Consider the following 17,221-nt stretch of genomic DNA (forward strand, 5'->3'; position numbering starts at 1 on the left):
CTTACAATTGATGCAAATATTTAATAAAAGCTGATGCATCTTTAACTGAATAAAAAATAATTAGAACCAATGCATCATTTTCAATAACAGAGAATAGTCCTTCTAAATCTTTGGATTTAATTTCTTCACCCAAAGCCTCAGCCATTCCTGGGTGTGTTTGTAGTTGAACCATGTCACGCTTTTGCTTAATATCCGTTATTGGAAACGACAAAAACTGTCTATCTTTCTTCAATTGCGTCATTTTTTTATTTTGACCATAAGCAAAACCTGTAGCTGTTAAACGATTTTTATCAATGTATAAATCATCAAAATCTCTAGATATTGTCGCCTGTGTAGTCTCGATGCCTCGATGATTTAAATGGTCTAGTAATTCTTGTTGACTCTGCACAGTATTATTTTTAATAATATCTAAAATTGCATTTTGTCTCAGTACTTTTTTCATTATTTTACTTTAAATTCCTTCATCGACTAACGCTATTAGTTCTGATACAGGCTTATTCCATTGGTTTTGACCAGACCCAGATTCATTTTTACGTAAATGAATTAAAAATTCAATGTTACCATGACCACCTTTAATCGGTGAGAAGTCTAGGTTAAGAACATCAAAACCAGTTTTTAGTGAGAAATCAATAATTGTCTCTAGTACTTCCGCATGAACCTTGTGGTCTTTAATAATCCCTTTTTTACCTACTTTTTCACGTCCTGCTTCAAATTGAGGTTTAATTAGGCAAACGGCATCGTGATTATTTTCTAAAATATTATACATGGGTGGCAAAATTAGTTTTAATGAAATAAATGAGACATCGGTCATCGCAAAAGTTGGACGACCTTGAGTGAAATCAGCCAGCGTACTATAACGAAAATTCTGTCTTTCCATCACAACTACTCGAGGGTCTTCTCTTAAAGACCAAGCTAATTGATTATATCCTACATCTAAAGCATAAACTTTTTGAGCACCATTTTGTAAGGCAACATCTGTAAAACCACCAGTTGAAGCGCCAATATCTAAACAAATTTTATCTTGTAATGAGATATCAAAAACTTTCAAGGCTTTTTCTAATTTAAAGCCACCTCGTGACACATACTTAGCATCATGATTTTTTAAGATAAATGTTTCAGATTCCTCAAATTTATCTCCCGCTTTATCAATTCGTTGATGATTATGGTCTAAGACGTTCCCCGCCATAATCGCACTTTGAGCACGTTGTCTTGAAGGGAAATACCCTTGTTCTGCTAAAATTACATCTACTCTTTTTTTCAACTCTTATTCCTCGCTGTCAAAGTAATCTAAAAAATCTAATAAGTAATCACAACCAGACATATCAATTAATGCTAATCGAGCTTTACTTATCTCTTCGGTCAAATGAGATTGTGCGCCGTCAATTCCATATACGCTAACATAAGTTGTCTTATCTTGATCGTCATGACCTTCTGGTGAACTTTGTTTAGCATCATCTAAATCATCAAAGATTTGAAACGCTAATCCAAATGCATCCCCAAAACGCAAGGTACTTGAAATTTCATCTGCCGTTGCTTCAGACAGCTTAAGTCCGGTATATAAACTTGCCTGAAATAATCGGCTTGTCTTCAAATGATGAATTTTTGCGATATCTTGAATCGATTGATCAGTTTCAGACCGAACGTCCAAGTACTGACCATAAACCATACCATTTGGACCGACAGCTTGACTAACATAAGCAACAATATCACTAGCATGATTAGGTAATTCAGCTAGCCACTGCAAACCTAATGTCAACAAAGCATCTCCAGCTAAAATTGCATTAGCTTCACCGAATTTTTTATGACTAGTTAACTGACCCCTGCGATAATCATCATTGTCCATAGCTGGTAAGTCATCATGAATAAGTGAATAAGTATGCAAACATTCAATTGCGGCTGCCGCTTTAAAAACAGTTTGATCAATTGGACGATTAAACATCTTGCAAACAGCAAATACAAATAGGGGGCGAATTCGTTTCCCACCCGCTTGAATTGAGTATTTAAGTATTTGAGCAAAATCAGGATTTTGGATTTTTGTTTCAATTTCAGAAGTTAGAAATTGGTTAAATTTTGATAAATAATCTGCTTGCAACTCTTTTACTTTTTTCACGCTATATTTAGTCCTTTTCTGTATTAAAGTCTTGTAGTTGTCCTTCTTCATTCATTAGTTTATTAACAGTATCTTCTGCACTAACTAATTGTTTTTGAAGCGATTGGCTTAGCTCAACACCTTTTTTGAACTGATCAAGTGCTTCTTCTAAAGGAACTTGTGCATTTTCTAAATTTTTAACAATAGTTTCCAATTCTTGTAACTGGGATTCAAAGTTAGTTGATTCAGTCATCTTTATTCTCCTTTTTTATTTCACGTACATCTACTATCGCACTACCATCTTGATAGTGAACTATTAATTGCTGATTGGCAGACAGTTCAGCAACCGTTTTGATTAGTTGTCCTTGGCTGTCTTCTGTGTAAGTATATCCCCGATTCATTGTGTTGAGCGGACTTAGTGCATCTAATTGATTCATTGCATATTGTACACGTGCTAGTTGCTGATTTAACAGTTGCCTAAAATAATAAGTTAACTGACGCTCTTGATTGTCTACCAGCATTTGATAATGACTAATTCGTTGACTCAATAACTTACCATCTATTTGTTGACCAATAATTTCAAATTGATAACTCTTTTTCTTTACAATTTGATTAACTGTTTGGTGCAGGCGATTAGATAGTTGATCTACTAATTGTAGCTGCTGCTCATAAATACGACCAGGATTTTTCAAGAAAGGATTGTCAGTTAGATTAACTAATGATTGCTTACGATAAGCTAGTTCTTTTGAAATTGATTGATAAACTCTGCTTCTAGCTTGAGTTAAATAATTAATGACATCTGGTAAATTAGGTGTTGCAATTTCTGCAGCAGCCGTTGGCGTAGCAGCTCTAACATCTGCTACTAAATCACTTAAAGTTGTATCAGTTTCGTGACCAACTGAACTAATAATTGGTATGTCCAACTCAAATAATTGTCGAACCACTTGTTCTTCATTAAATGGCCATAAGTCTTCAATCGATCCACCGCCTCGGCCAACTATCACTGTATCAAATTCAAGATGTGTTTGTTTAATTTGTTGAATAGCTCTAATTAAACTATCTTTGGCTTTTTCACCCTGTACAATTGCTGGAAATAAAACAATCTGACATTTAGGATAACGCCGTTTAACTGTCGTAATAATATCTTGAATCACAGACCCAGACGGACTTGTAATAACTGCTAATTTGTCTGGAAACTTTGGGATTTCTTTTTTATCAGCCGAAAATATTCCTTCACTGATTAGCTTACTTTTGAGTTGTTCATATGCTGCATATAATGCTCCAATCCCATCAGGTTGCATGCTATCAATATAAAACTGATAACTACCCGTCGGTGGATAAATGCTAACATGACCCTCTATTAGCACTTTCATTCCTTCTTCGGGGGTAAATTTTAACTTTTGAAAAGCGGACTTAAACATCACCACATTAATTTTGGATTGATTATCTTTAATTGAAAAATACTGATGTGTATTAGGACGCATTCTAAAATTAGAAATTTCTCCTGTTAAATATACTTTTTTGAGATATGGATCCAAATCAAATTTTCGCTTTAAGTAGGTTGTTAAAATTGAAACACTTAAATATTTTTCTTCTGTCATCATTAAACACGCTTTTTAGCTATTTCAATAGTTTGTTCCATTAATGTCAAAATTGTCATTGGACCAACTCCTCCAGGAACAGGGGTCATAGCACCGGCTACTGAAGAAACATCATCAAAATCAACGTCTCCCACTAGTCTATCATTTTCATCTCGATTCATCCCGACATCAATTACTGTAGCACCTTTTTTAACCATATCTGCTGTAATAAAGTGTGCTTTACCTACCGCACTAATTAAAATGTCAGCTTGTTTGGTAATCGACTTCAAATCTTTAGTCTTAGAATGAGCCATGGTAACTGTTGCATCAGAATTTAACATCAAAGCTCCCAAAGGACGGCCAACAATATTGCTACGGCCGACAATCACAACATGCTTAGCGGTAGTCGTAATATCACTTTCTTCAAGTAAAGTCATAATACCCCCAGCTGTAGAAGGAATAATATTTGGATTATTTTGCCATAAATAGCCAAAATTAATCGGGCTAAAACCATCTACATCTTTATTGGGCGAGACTGTTTGAACAACTTTTTCTTCATTAATGTGCTGTGGAAGAGGTAGTTGAACCAATATAGCATCCACAGTTTTGTCATGATTTAATGAATCAATAAATTCAATTAATTCTTTTTCAGAAACTGTTTCATCGAATCTAATTAGGTTAAAATCTAGCCCAAGTTCCTTCGCACGACGTGCTTTATTACGCACATAGATTTCACTAGGTCCACTATTTCCAACTAAAACCACTCTTAAACTAGGAGTTACGCCATTAGCGTTTAAGTTCTCAACTTCTAGACGCAAATTTTCTTGTCTCTTTTGGGCAATAGCTTTTCCGCTTATCAGTTTAAACATAGTTTCCTCCATTATAATTAAAGCTGGTATACAAAAATATACCAGCTTTTTCATTATTATTGCTTACTAAAATTTGATAATAATCCATTAATAAATTTCTTGGATTTTTCGTCACTAAATTCATCAGCTAAATTCAAAGCTTCGTTAATAGCAACAGCCGTTGGTGTTTCAGTATACTGTAATTCATACAATGCTAATTGTAAGATTGCAATATTGATTTTAGCAATTCGGTTAAATTGCCATTTATCACTTAAACGGTCATCAATGACTTGATTTAATTCATCTCTTTTTGATGCCACACCTTTAACTAACAATTCTAAGAATTGAGGTAATGTATCTTCTTCGTTCAAATAATGATTTTTCACAGTTTCAAGTGCTTGATCTACTGTTAACTCACTACTTAATTGAATAAAATTTGCTTGAAGCACTGCTCGGCGGATATCGTGTTGGTTCATATTTGGCTCTCCCTTAATCAGTCATTTCCTCGTCAAATAAAGCATCAGGGTCGATTTTTTCAGGTTTTTGAGAAACAAGACCAACAACATGAATATTAATTTTATCTAATTTTAAATCAGTCATTTGTTTAAGCTGCTCAGTTAACTCTTTTTGAAGTGTCAACGCAACTTGCGGAACACTAACGCCGTACTTCAAGTAAACGTAAACATTTGTCTTTAACTGATTATGTTCATTAACCTCAATTGTGACACCTTTACCTCGATTGATACGCCCAAATAATTCATTGAGATTATTGCCAAAAGTACCTCGCATTTGATAAACGCCTTCTACTTTTGTTGCGGCAATCCCCAAAATAATTTCAAGTACATGCAGGTTAACCTTAATTTGATCATCTGATCCATCTTTTGCTAACAAAATCGCTGTATCTTCTGCCATATCGACACCTCTACTTTACTAATCTACTAGTTTGCGCGAGAAATATATGTTCCATCTGTTGTGTTAATACTCAATACATCACCTTCGTTAACGAAGAATGGTACTTGTATAACTGCTCCTGATTCCATTGTAGCAGGTTTTGAACCACCAGAAGAAGTATCTCCACGAATTCCAGGTTCTGTTTCAGCAACAGTTAATTCAACAACTTTAGGTAGTTCAACACCTAGTAGTTCATTTTCAAACATTGTCACGTTGACAGTCATGTTTTCTTTCATGAATTTTAATTCTTCTACAATTTCATCATTTGGTAATTCAACTTGTTCATATGTTTTTGTATCCATGAACACGTGCTTGTCACCATCAGCATATAAATATTGCATTTCATTGTTATCAATTGTTGCACGTTCAACTTTTTCACTTGAACGGAAAGTTTTTTCTTGAACAGCACCTGTTCTCAAGTTACGTAATTTTGTACGTACAAATGCTCCACCTTTACCCGGCTTTACGTGTTGAAACTCATTTACTTTCCATAATTGTCCATCGAATTGAATTGTTAAACCATTTTTTAAATCATTTACTGAAATCATGTATTTTTCCTCCGCTTTTACTTGTACTTTATAATATCAATTTTAATATGTATAGTGCAAGATTATAATTTGATTAATTGGGATTTAGACAATGTCGTTAGTACTTCTGGTTCACCATCAGTTACTAATACATCGTCTTCTATTCTAACACCGCCAAGTCCTGGAACATAGATACCAGGCTCAATTGTAATAATCATATCTTTTTGTAATGTGACATCTTTGAACGATAATCTTGAATCAGTTAATTCATGAACATTCAAACCGATACCGTGTCCAATTCCGTGTCCAAAATATTCGCCATACCCACATTCTTGAATATACTCACGTGCTGCACGATCAACTTCAAGTCCTGTACAACCAATTCTTGCTTTATCCGTGGCACGTTTATTAGCTTCCAAAACAATGTGATAAATTCTTTGGAGCTCATCAGATACTTCACCTACCACAAAAGTTCTCGTAATATCTGACGTATACCCTTTATAGTAACCTCCAAAGTCAATTGTGACTAACTCATTGTTTTTGATTTTTTTATCACTAGCAGCTCCGTGTGGCCAGGCACTACGATAGCCTGAAGCAACAATTGTTTCAAAACTAATGTCGGATAAGCCATCTTGTTTTAGTTGAAAGTCTAATAAATTAGCTACCTGTTTTTCTGTAATGCCTGGTTTAATTTTTGGTAAAATTTTTTCTAAACTTTTTTCTGAAATTTCAATTGCTTTTTTTATTAGGGAAACTTCATCAGTATCTTTTATCATTTGAAGTTTTTCTACCCACTGATGGCAAAAATTAAGTTCAATAAGACTCAACCTATCAGCTAAGTCCATAAATAAAGAAGCACTAATGTGATCGCCTTCAATTGCTAGTTGTTTAATATTTCGACTAGTTATAACTTCACTTAACTCTTTAAGCAATGATTTTTTTTTGTTATAAATTTCAACTTGTTTGTCAACTTCAGATTCAATTTGACCCATGAACCTCGAATCCGACATTAACACTGCCTCCTCTTGCACAGTGAGTAACAGCTGAGCTTCATCACCTGTAAACCCAGTTAAATAGCGAATATTTTTTTCGTTGAATAACAATACTGCCTGTTTTTGCTCTTTAGTTAATTTTTGGTAGATTTGTTCTCTTCTTTTTTGATAAAGATTCATATTTCCTCCAATAAAAAAAGGCTGAATAATTTCAGCCTTTTAAAAGTTATTATTTAGCTTGTTCTAATGGGTAAACTGAAACTTGTTTACGATCTCTACCTAGACGTTCGAATTTGGCAACACCTTCAATTTTTGCAAATAAAGTATCGTCACCACCACGTCCAACGTTTTGACCAGGATGGATTTTTGTTCCACGTTGTCTGAATAAGATTGATCCAGCTGTTACAGTTTGACCATCAGCACGTTTAGCACCTAAACGACGACCAGCAGAGTCACGACCGTTAGTAGTAGAACCTCCACCTTTATGTTTAGAAAATAGTTTAATATTGTTAAGATCTAGCATTTTTTTCACCTCGCAAAGTCATTAAATTAAATTAAGCTTTAATATCTTCGATAACCACTTTTGTATAAGGTTGACGGTGACCTTTTTTAGTATGGCTATGTTTTTTAGGTTTGTATTTGAAAGTAACAACTTTCTTTTCTTTACCTTGTTTTTCAACTTTAGCCACAACACTAGCACCTTCAACAAAAGGAGTACCAACTTTTGTAGATTTGCCGTCGTTTACAAGAACAACTTGGTCAAATGTTACGTTTTGGCCTTCTTCAATGTTTAATTTTTCTACGTAAACAGCTTCGCCTTTTTCGACTTTGTACTGTTTACCACCTGTATTAATAATTGCGTACATATTGTACACCTCCTGAAAATATATTCTTAGACTCGCCACTAAACAAGGTGCCTAACGGCTTAAAACCTTGAGCATGCGGTTGCAGATGTGAGGTACACAAATACAACTACTTAATATTATCAAATAAGTAATAAAACGTCAATTTATTAAGTTAAATATTCAATAAATATTTCTTTTAAAAAAATTAGCATTTATTGTTGACACCTGCTCTCATTCTAGGTATACTGTTTAAGTAATGTTTTGACACAGTAGCTCAGCTGGATAGAGCAACGGTCTTCTAAACCGTAGGTCGTGAGTTCGAATCTCACCTGTGTCATCTTATATTTCCATCAAAAAAGGACTAACTCATTTGAGAGTTAGTCCCTTTTTTGTTTATCTAACGTTAAGCCCTTTTATTATCTCTCTAAAAAAGATAAAATTATTATTAGCTAATCATTAATTTTTTAATAATGCGGAGGATTCAGATGAATTATAATCAATATGGCAGATTACACCTGCCACTGGAGCAACAGCAAAAAGAACTTGAACAACTAGATTTTGTATCTAAAAACTACAACAAACTCTCTTTTTCAAATAATATCTACACAGCTTTTAGCAATTTTTTTCCTGAAGTCACATCAAATGAATCTCTTGACTATAAATTTGATTTACTAGCTATCAATAATCAAAAAACACTTAAACAATGGTTAAATAAAGATAACACAGCTCTTAGTAATTGCGAATTCTATGCTCTAGCTCTCCAATTACTCAACTACGAAGCTAATCAAGATTTTGACTTATCAGATCCTTTTAAGCTATTGAAAGAAAATCAATTGCCTTTTATTGAAACAGATAAAATAGATGATACCAACTTCATCGAAGCACTGTATCTACTATTAAATACACGTGCAAAAAACGGATATGAGTTAATTGATAATCTTGCGGATAAAGGATTCTTCTTAAAATACATTGAAGACCCTCACTTTAATCAACACCTATTCTTTAATGGTAAATCATTGCCTGTTTTTGATGCTCAAAACATGATTAGAGAAGTTGTTTATGTTGAAAGTGATCTTGATACCGACTTAGATGGTCAAAAAGATTTGCTTCAAGTCACCATTTTTAGACCAAAAGAAACTGATTTTGGTCTAAAAGTTCCCTCCCTGTATACAGCCAACCCCTATTTTGGTGGTACAAATGATGACAAAAATGATTTGCATAATGTAGATGAAAACCTCACCAAAGTAACAATGGAAAATCAGCCTTATTTCAGAGAAGCAACTATTAATACATTTGAAAAAACTGTCCTTGATGCATCCTCTACACAACATGCTGAAGAAACAGCAACAAGACAACGTATTTATCGTCTAAATGACTATTTCTTTGCTCGTGGGTTTGCTAATATATACGCTGGTGGTTTTGGAACAAGAGGTTCTGACGGCTTACGCAACACTGGTGATCCTAGTGAAACAACTTGTGCTAAAGAAGTTATTGAGTGGCTTACAGGTGATAGGATTGCTTATACTTCCCCTGCAAGAACCAAAACAACCGCTGCTTTTTGGTCAAATAGTAATATTGCCATGACCGGTAAATCTTACTTAGGAACCCTTGCAACAGCTGTTGCAAGCACGGGAGTTAAAGGACTTAAAACAATTATTTCTGAAGCAGCTATTTCAAGTTGGTATGATTATTATCGTGAAAATGGTTTAGTTATCGCTCCTGATGCTTGCCAGGGTGAAGATTGTGATTCATTAGCTGTTGTTTGCCAAAGTAATTTAAAAGACAGCGGGCATGCTTTAAAATTGCAAGAACAATTCAAAAAACAAATGGCCTACCTACAAGAACAACAAGATCGTACAACTGGACAATACAGTGAGTTTTGGGACATTAGAAACTATCGCCATCAACTCGAAAAGCTAAACTGTTCTTATATTGGTGTCCATGGCCTTAATGACTGGAATGTTAAACCCAAAAATGTTTACAAACTTTGGCAAGAACTAGAAAAACTTCCTATTAAGCATAAATTATTCCTCCATCAAGGTGAACATGTTTACATGAACAACCTTGCTTCCATCGATTTCACTAACATGATGAACTTATGGCTATCTGAAGAACTACTAAATAGTCAAAATAACGCTGCTGAGCAGTGGCCTAATGTTCTAATACAAGATAATATCGAAGCAGATGTATGGCACGCTGAAAAAACATGGAATAATGCCATTGGTGCGCCACATTCTCAAGTATTATCTGAACTAGCTTCTGAAAAAGTTAAGATCTTCACAGATAATGGACAAACTTTCAAGCAGCTTGGTCTAAGTCCCAGACAGTGGGAAAATGCATTCATCAAAGGAGAATTATCCGAGTTAGCTTCTGAACAACTTAAAATTAGACTTTCTCAAAATAATACTGATAGTACTTTGGTAGGACGTCCAAAGATAAACTTATCTGTGGCTTCTTCAATGAACAAAGGTCAACTATCTGTAATGTTAGTTGAGTATCAAAAACGCCATCGTTTATCAATCGTTCCTCAAATCATTGAGATGAATGCTCAACCTTTAGGTTATCAATTTGCTTATGAAACACTGCGAGAATTTAAACCTCAAACTCAAACAACAGATTTTAAATTAATCGCAAAAGGACATGCTAATTTGCAAAACTACCAAGGTAAACAAGCAGTCGATATTAATCCTAATGAATTTTACAAGTTAAGTTTTGAACTGCAGCCTACGTATTACCATCTTCCAAAAGACAGTCAACTAGGCTTAATTATTTACAGCACAGACGTTGGCATGACCAAACGTCCACTAGAACAAACAACTTATACTATTGACTTAACACAATCATCATTTAACTACTCAATCAAATAAAAACAAAAAGCCAACTCTTGCTATCTGAGTTGGCTTTTTTCTATAAAATACTGTGCAAAATAGTCAATAATTGTTGTTGGCTAGGTGTCAAAACATAGTTTATTCGATACACAATACTCGTGATAAATTCAGGCTGTTCATGATCTAATAATTCTAGACAAGTTACTTCCTCTTCGTTATGGTCAACTATCTTAGTAAAGAACCCCACCCCTACATTCTCACTAATTAATTTCATCAAAATATGTGTATCATTAGATTTAAAGACAATGTTAGGTCTGAAATGATTCCGTCGACTTAGTTTATTAAACGCTGTGTTATGAACAAAATTACTATCTAAAAATACAAAAGCATCGTGACGAAGCTCGTTAAAATAAATCCGTTTTCGATTAGCTAAAGGATGCGACTTTGAAACATAAACGCAAAAAGGTTGCCTATCGAATTCTTCTGCTATTAAATTTTGATAAGCCAAAGGTTCAATTGATCCAAGCAAAGTCAAATCAACATTGCCATCTCTTACGGCATTACGCAAAGCTATTGATCCACCTTCAACTGTATGAACATTTGAAAGTAGGCCTTCTTTGGCTAGCTTTGATCCTATCTTAGGAAAATAGTAATTCTCGATAATTGGCGGCAATCCCAGTACAATCTTATTTTGTGTCAAATTATTAATTTCTTGATGGGCTACTTCAATTTCATGTAAGACAACTTTTGCATGTTCAGCCAATTGTAATCCACTTGGTGTGGGACTAACCGTATTATGAATGCGATCACGTACTAACAAAGCTGTACCAAATTCTTTTTCGAGATTTTTAATAGCCGTTGTAATTGTTGGCTGACTCACTTCAAATTTTTCAGCCACTTTTGAAAAATTTTTTTGACTAATAATTTCTTGAAAATAATCTAGATGTTTAATGTTCATAACTAACTCCCATTACGACAGTGTTTTTAGGTATACTATAAAATTAATTTATAGTATATCACAAGTTTGACTATAATATTTCGACAGTTCTAGGATAAGATTCGTACTTAATTTTATATAGTCGAAAGGAACATCAAAATGTTACATAACCAATCTATTTTAAATAATCCTTTTTTAAATAAAGGAACTGCTTTCACAAAACAAGAACGTCAAAAATTAGGCTTAACTGGAACTCTTCCTAGCCAAGTTCAAACACTTGAACAACAAACAACGCAAGCATATGCTCAATTTCAAAGCAAAACAACACCGCTTGAAAAACGCATTTTCTTGATGACACTATTCAACGAAAACAGAACTTTATTCTATCGTTTGATGGATGACCATCTTGTTGAGTTCATGCCTATTGTGTATGATCCCGTAGTTGCAGATTCTATTGAACAATACAATGAACTGTTCTTAAATCCTCAAAATGCTGCATTTGTTTCTGTCGATACGCCCGAAGATATTGAAGATACGCTAAGAAACGCAGCTGGTGGTCGTGATATCCGCTTAGTTGTTGTGACAGATAGTGAAGGTATTTTAGGTATGGGAGATTGGGGCGTTAACGGTGTTGACATCGCAATTGGTAAATTAATGGTTTACACTGCTGCTGCAGGTATTGATCCTTCACAAGTGCTTCCTGTCAGCATTGATGCCGGAACTAACAACCAAAAACTATTAGACGACCCCTTATATTTAGGTAACCGCCACAAAAGAGTTACAGGCGACCGTTACTATGAAGCAATCGACAAATTTGTTCAAGCAGAACAAAAGTTATTTCCTGAATCACTATTACACTGGGAAGACTTTGGCCGTTCAAATGCTCAAGTTATTTTAGATAAATACAAGGATAAAATTGCGACTTTTAATGATGATATTCAAGGAACCGGTATGGTTGTGCTTGCTGGTATTTTAGGCGCATTAAATATTTCAAAAGAAAGCATCAAAGACCAAAAAATTCTAACATTCGGTGCCGGAACTGCTGGCATGGGAATTGCTAACCAAATTATGGACGAATTAATGCAAGAAGGTTTGACTGAAGAAGAAGCTAAACAGCACTTTTATGCCGTTGATAAACAAGGCCTATTATTTGAAGATACACCTGATTTAACTCCTGCTCAAAAACCTTTCACCAGAAAACGTAGTGAATTCACTAACGCTGATGAATTGACTAACCTAGAAGCTATCGTCAAAGCCGTACATCCTACAATTATGATTGGGACTTCTACTCAACCTGGTGCTTTCACCGAAACTATCGTTAAAGAAATGGCTAAAAACACTGAACGTCCTATTATTTTCCCATTATCAAATCCAACAAAATTAGCTGAAGCTACCGCTGAAGACTTAATTAAATGGACAGATGGTCGTGCACTAGTCGCAACAGGTATCCCTGCAGAAGATGTGGACTATAACGGTGTTTCTTACCAAATTGGCCAAGGAAATAATGCTTTGATGTATCCTGGTTTAGGATTTGGGTTAATTGCTTCAACAGCTAAATTACTTAATAAAGAAACATTATCTGCTGCTTGTCACGCTTTAGGCGGAATTGTTGATACTTCAAAGCCTGGTGCAGCTGTCTTACCTCCCGTTTCAAAAATTACAGAATTCTCACAAAAATTAGCAGAAGTCGTTGCTCAAAGTATTGTTGATCAAGGTCTAAACAAAGAACCTATTCAAGATGTCAAAAAAGCCGTAGCTGATATGAAATGGACACCTGAATATCAAGACATCAACAATGACTAAATTCAACATTAAGGGGTAGTTTTAAAATGGCAGTTTTATGGAATTCAATTCAAAGCGTTCTCGTCGTCGTTTTGATTATGGTACTCGGTTATATTCTCAGACGATCAGGATGGTTCGACAATAATTTTGCTGGAACCATTTCAAAATTCATCAAAAATATTGCATTGCCAGCTTCAATCTTTGTTTCAGTATTGAGCCGCTTATCTCGCGACCAATTATCAAGTTTTTCTTTGTATCTTGTTTACGCTTTTATTAGTGTAATCATTGGCTATATTATTGCTTTTGCACTAGCTAAAATTATGAAAGTTCGTCCCGGACGTCGTGGCGTCTTCGTTAATGCAATTGTTAATGCTAATACAATATTTATTGGTTTACCTTTGAATATTGCTCTATTTGGCGATAAAAGTATGACCTTCTTCTTGGTCTACTATATTGTTAATACCGTTTCAACTTGGGCATTTGGTGTCTTCTTGATTTCAAATGATGACCCAACTAAACCTCAAGAAAAAACTAAACGTCAAATTGATTGGAAGAAAGTTCTACCAATGCCTTTAATCGGTTTCTTAGTTGCTCTTATCTTTTTACTACTAAATATTCCAATTATGAAAGTTTCGTTTGTCAGTTCCGCGTTAACTTATGTTGGAAACTTAGTGACACCTTTATCATTGATTTACATCGGGATTGTTTTAGCTGATGCAGGACTAAAAAGCATCAGTTTTGACCGTGATACTATCGTAGCTTTACTAGGTAGATTCATTGTCTCACCTATTATCATGATTTTGGTATTAACAGCGGTTAGAGGCATGGGTTCTGATTTACCGACACTTGCTTCTCAAACCTTAATTGTTCAATCAGCAACACCTATGCTTGCCGTTCTGCCTATTTTGGCTAATGAGGCTCACGGTGATGTTAAATATGCAACTAATATTGTGACAACAAGTACCGTATTATTTATCATTGTTGTTCCCATTTTAATGTCAATTATTCAATTTATTTAATTTAATAACGTAACAAAAAAGACATTTGCTTTTGCAAATGTCTTTTTTGTTAGCCTAAGAATCTTCTTAGCTTACTCATTTTTTCAATCAATAAAGTCTGAACTTCTTTATCTGAAATGCTGACTAAATCTGTTGCTAGTTGAGAATGTTGAGCTTGTTCTTTTGTTTTTGGACCAGCTTCAATACCAAAACGTTTCGTTAAATCGGCGACATCGGCTTCAATCTTACCAAATTCTGGATTGATTTGTTTTAAGACTGCCATTGCCTCTGGACTATAAAAGCCTAATACATGTTCAAAGTCACGTTTCATATTTGGATAGTAGCTTTGTAAAGTTGCCCATTCATCTTCTGATAATTTACTCAATGCTTGTCCTGACCCGATTATTTCTGGTGGAATTCCCACCGAGTATAAAGAGCCGGTAAACGTAATCGCACGAGGCATCTTGTAACCATCAACATCACGAGAATAACCAACCATCCCCACGTGTTGATGACGGTCACGACGTTTGGGAAAAGCATCAAAAACAGATTGCAAGTCATTAATCAACGGATCTAGTGTACGATGGTACTCTTTAGCTGTTTTTGCTGCGATTTCAAGCAAAATCGCTTCGTCAGCTGAATTCACAATATTAAACTCACTTTGACGTAGCCCATTACGTAATTTATCAATTGCTGATTTAACTTCATCAATTGGATAATCATAACGAAAGGCCGATTGAACAGTTGCTGTTTTTAATCCAGGAAATTCTTGAAGATAACGGTCAACGGATTTAGGAGAAAGCCCCCCTCTAAAGATTGTACTTCCTACCCCAGCAATTGGATAAACCGGCACACCACTTTCTTTTGAAAATGCTCCTAGTCTTGACAATGCTAATTTATTTCCAATAATACTATTTAAGAAACCATTTGAAAGTGCAGAATCAGAACCTGCTAGAAAAACACGTAGATACTTAATTGGTCGATTGAAGTGTTTTTCATACATGACCATATATTCTTTTAAAATTTCAGGAGCATCTAATTGTGCTTCAAAACTTTCGAATAATGGAATCATTTGGAGCTGATCACTATTAGGGTGAGTATTTTCAAACTCTTTATTCTTGAATTGTGCAAGCGATGCAAACTTATCTTCCATAGCAATCAATTGATCTGCACTTTTAGTCATTGGCAAAACTGCTTCAAATAGCGGGCGCTTTTTGAACTTTAAATCATCTGCAAAATCTTCTGCCAACATCATTGTTGTCATAGCTTGCATCAAACTATAACCTTTTTCTTCCCAGATATTAGGTAGTCTAAACGTTAAAAATTTGTCATCACCAAGTTCGTGATTTTTAAAATAATCATATTGTTTAGTGTACAAACGGCTAATAACAGAAGAATCGGCATGCTTTCCTTCCCAATCCCACATATATTCATCGGCATCTAGAGTTGAAAAGTTAGCATATGCTTCATCTATTTCTTCAAATGCTGAAACAAACGGACTATGATGCTTTTTAAAGAACGGAATATTGGCATTGTCAGGGTGTTGAGTTCCCATTACATTTGGTATCATTCTGTCTGTCAATTGATTGTCCTCCTGATTTCAAGTTATTAATTATCTGACTGTGTTAAGGTAATCACGAATACGATCCATTGCTAGCTGAATATCAGCTTCAGAAGCTGCATATGAAAAACGAATGTAACCCTGTCCACCTTTACCAAAAGCACTTCCAGGAATAACACCGACTTTTGCTTGTTCAGCTAATTCTAGTGCGAACTGGTAAGAATCCTGTGTGCAGGATGCTGGTATTTTAGCAAACAAATAAAATGCTCCATGAGGTTTAGCCATTTCAAAGTTCATACTTGTTAATTCATCAACAATTAAGTCACGGCGTTTTTGATAAATTTTGCGCATTGCAACCGCATCTTCATCTCCATTATTTAAAGCTTCTGTAGCCGCAGCCTGTGCAGGATTAGAAGGTGACGTCACCATGAAAGCATGTACTTTTGTAACTTTTGACATAAATTCTTTTGGCCCACAAACATAACCAATTCGGTATCCGGTCATAGCATGAGATTTAGATAATCCGTTAATATAAATTGATTGTTGAGGCAATAACTTAGCAATCGAAAAATGGTCAACACCATAAGTTAATTCACAATATATTTCATCTGTGACAACAAAAATATCATGCTGCTTAATAACATCAGCCAAAGCTTTTACCGTTTCTTTGTCGTATTCGACTCCCGTTGGATTACTTGGATAATTGAGTAAGACCGCCTTAACCGATGAACCCTCTTCTTTGATAACTTCTTCTAATTTTTCTGGTGTTAGTTGAAATCCTGTTTGTGAGGTATCAACCATAATAGGATGTGCACCTAGTAATTCAATAATTGGAAAATAAAGGGCAAACGTTGGCGTTGGGACAATCACTTTGTCCCCTGGATTTAGCATTGTTTCAAAAGTTGCATAAATAGCTTCTGTTGCACCAATTGTCACGATTATTTCATCTTCTGGATTATAATTTAAACCTTGCTGACGCTTTAAATAATCAGAAACTGCTTTTCTAAGCTCTAATTTACCCGTTTGAGCTGAGTAGTGAGAATCATTATTTTGAATACTTTCTACTGCAGCATTTTTGATATGATTGGGGGTATCTAAATCAGGTTCTCCAATTGTTAATTTCACAATGTCTTCGATAGCTGATATTTTTTGATCAAAGCTTCTAATTCCCGAAGGATTAACTAAGTCTAACTTTTCGTTGTATGTTGCACTTAATTTTGACGATAAATCTGGCATGACAGTCTCCTATTTCCGTAAATTATTATTCAAAAGAGTGGCTACTT

Annotated in this window: 18 protein-coding genes, 1 tRNA gene and 1 other annotated feature; of the genes, 4 read left to right on the forward strand and 15 right to left on the reverse strand. The window is 34.8% G+C overall.

All coding sequences use genetic code 11. The features are described 5' to 3' along the window. Position 1: 1 nt before the first annotated feature. The 12 genes from FC86_RS05990 to rplU all read right to left on the reverse strand — a co-directional run bounded on the left by FC86_RS05990 (position 2) and on the right by rplU (position 7,853). Positions 2–442 carry an arginine repressor gene (locus tag FC86_RS05990; RefSeq protein ID WP_056975159.1) on the reverse strand — a complete coding sequence of 147 codons (441 nt, stop codon included), beginning with the start codon at positions 440–442 and terminating at the stop codon, positions 2–4. A gap of 9 nt (positions 443–451) precedes the next feature. Next, complete coding sequence (locus FC86_RS05995; RefSeq protein WP_056975160.1) at positions 452–1,261, reverse strand: TlyA family RNA methyltransferase; 810 nt, start codon at positions 1,259–1,261, stop codon at positions 452–454. Positions 1,262–1,264: 3 nt separating this feature from the next. After that, positions 1,265–2,110, reverse strand: a complete 846-nt coding sequence (locus FC86_RS06000; protein WP_056975161.1) for a polyprenyl synthetase family protein — start codon at positions 2,108–2,110, stop codon at positions 1,265–1,267. Between the two features lie 7 nt (positions 2,111–2,117). Continuing rightward, positions 2,118–2,342, reverse strand: coding sequence for an exodeoxyribonuclease VII small subunit (locus FC86_RS06005; RefSeq protein WP_056975162.1), 225 nt, complete (start codon positions 2,340–2,342; stop codon positions 2,118–2,120). Continuing rightward, positions 2,335–3,693, reverse strand: coding sequence for an exodeoxyribonuclease VII large subunit (gene xseA, locus FC86_RS06010; RefSeq protein WP_082618876.1), 1,359 nt, complete (start codon positions 3,691–3,693; stop codon positions 2,335–2,337). Before xseA ends, FC86_RS06005 begins: the two co-directional genes overlap by 8 nt. After that, the gene (locus FC86_RS06015) at positions 3,693–4,538 is read right to left on the reverse strand and encodes a bifunctional 5,10-methylenetetrahydrofolate dehydrogenase/5,10-methenyltetrahydrofolate cyclohydrolase (RefSeq protein WP_056975163.1); all 846 of its coding nucleotides are present in this window, start codon (positions 4,536–4,538) and stop codon (positions 3,693–3,695) included. Before FC86_RS06015 ends, xseA begins: the two co-directional genes overlap by 1 nt. A gap of 56 nt (positions 4,539–4,594) precedes the next feature. Beyond that, positions 4,595–4,993: a transcription antitermination factor NusB gene (nusB, locus tag FC86_RS06020; RefSeq protein WP_056975164.1), complete on the reverse strand. Its 399-nt coding sequence runs from the start codon at positions 4,991–4,993 to the stop codon at positions 4,595–4,597. Positions 4,994–5,006: 13 nt separating this feature from the next. Continuing rightward, positions 5,007–5,429 (reverse strand): Asp23/Gls24 family envelope stress response protein, encoded by a 423-nt coding sequence (locus FC86_RS06025; RefSeq protein WP_056975165.1) that lies wholly within the window; start codon positions 5,427–5,429, stop codon positions 5,007–5,009. Between the two features lie 26 nt (positions 5,430–5,455). Beyond that, positions 5,456–6,016 carry an elongation factor P gene (efp, locus tag FC86_RS06030; protein WP_056975166.1) on the reverse strand — a complete coding sequence of 187 codons (561 nt, stop codon included), beginning with the start codon at positions 6,014–6,016 and terminating at the stop codon, positions 5,456–5,458. A gap of 62 nt (positions 6,017–6,078) precedes the next feature. Then, on the reverse strand, positions 6,079–7,167 hold the full coding sequence (locus FC86_RS06035; protein ID WP_056975167.1) for an aminopeptidase P family protein: 1,089 nt from the start codon (positions 7,165–7,167) through the stop codon (positions 6,079–6,081). Between the two features lie 49 nt (positions 7,168–7,216). Next, positions 7,217–7,510 (reverse strand): 50S ribosomal protein L27, encoded by a 294-nt coding sequence (rpmA, locus tag FC86_RS06040; RefSeq protein ID WP_056975168.1) that lies wholly within the window; start codon positions 7,508–7,510, stop codon positions 7,217–7,219. Positions 7,511–7,541: 31 nt separating this feature from the next. Then, entirely contained in the window at positions 7,542–7,853 is a 312-nt protein-coding gene (rplU, locus tag FC86_RS06045) for a 50S ribosomal protein L21 (protein ID WP_056975169.1), read from the reverse strand. 18 nt (positions 7,854–7,871) lie between these two features. Further along, positions 7,872–7,944 (reverse strand) — a sequence feature (ribosomal protein L21 leader region). 151 nt (positions 7,945–8,095) lie between these two features. Between rplU and FC86_RS06050 the strand changes: the two genes are divergently transcribed. Both FC86_RS06050 and FC86_RS06055 read left to right on the forward strand, forming a co-directional pair. Continuing rightward, positions 8,096–8,169 (forward strand) — tRNA-Arg (locus FC86_RS06050). 148 nt (positions 8,170–8,317) lie between these two features. Continuing rightward, positions 8,318–10,699: a Xaa-Pro dipeptidyl-peptidase gene (locus FC86_RS06055; RefSeq protein WP_056975170.1), complete on the forward strand. Its 2,382-nt coding sequence runs from the start codon at positions 8,318–8,320 to the stop codon at positions 10,697–10,699. A 40-nt stretch (positions 10,700–10,739) separates the two neighbouring features. Here FC86_RS06055 and FC86_RS06060 read toward each other — a convergent pair whose 3' ends face one another. Next, positions 10,740–11,618 carry a LysR family transcriptional regulator gene (locus FC86_RS06060; protein ID WP_056975171.1) on the reverse strand — a complete coding sequence of 293 codons (879 nt, stop codon included), beginning with the start codon at positions 11,616–11,618 and terminating at the stop codon, positions 10,740–10,742. A gap of 138 nt (positions 11,619–11,756) precedes the next feature. On the opposite strand from FC86_RS06060, the gene FC86_RS06065 reads away from it, so the two are divergent. Then, a complete protein-coding gene (locus FC86_RS06065; protein ID WP_056975172.1) occupies positions 11,757–13,400 on the forward strand; it encodes a malolactic enzyme in 1,644 nt (547 codons plus the stop codon). 26 nt (positions 13,401–13,426) lie between these two features. Further along, positions 13,427–14,398 carry an AEC family transporter gene (locus FC86_RS06070; protein WP_056975173.1) on the forward strand — a complete coding sequence of 324 codons (972 nt, stop codon included), beginning with the start codon at positions 13,427–13,429 and terminating at the stop codon, positions 14,396–14,398. A 49-nt stretch (positions 14,399–14,447) separates the two neighbouring features. Here FC86_RS06070 and ppcA read toward each other — a convergent pair whose 3' ends face one another. Together ppcA and FC86_RS06080 are read right to left on the reverse strand one after the other, a co-directional pair. Further along, positions 14,448–15,932 (reverse strand): phosphoenolpyruvate carboxylase, encoded by a 1,485-nt coding sequence (ppcA, locus tag FC86_RS06075; RefSeq protein WP_236692301.1) that lies wholly within the window; start codon positions 15,930–15,932, stop codon positions 14,448–14,450. Between the two features lie 57 nt (positions 15,933–15,989). After that, positions 15,990–17,174 carry an aminotransferase class I/II-fold pyridoxal phosphate-dependent enzyme gene (locus FC86_RS06080; protein WP_056975175.1) on the reverse strand — a complete coding sequence of 395 codons (1,185 nt, stop codon included), beginning with the start codon at positions 17,172–17,174 and terminating at the stop codon, positions 15,990–15,992. Positions 17,175–17,221: the final 47 nt, after the last annotated feature.

Origin of the sequence: Holzapfeliella floricola DSM 23037 = JCM 16512, from assembly GCF_001436605.1 — a bacterium.
Classification (GTDB): Bacteria; Bacillota; Bacilli; order Lactobacillales; family Lactobacillaceae; genus Holzapfeliella; species Holzapfeliella floricola.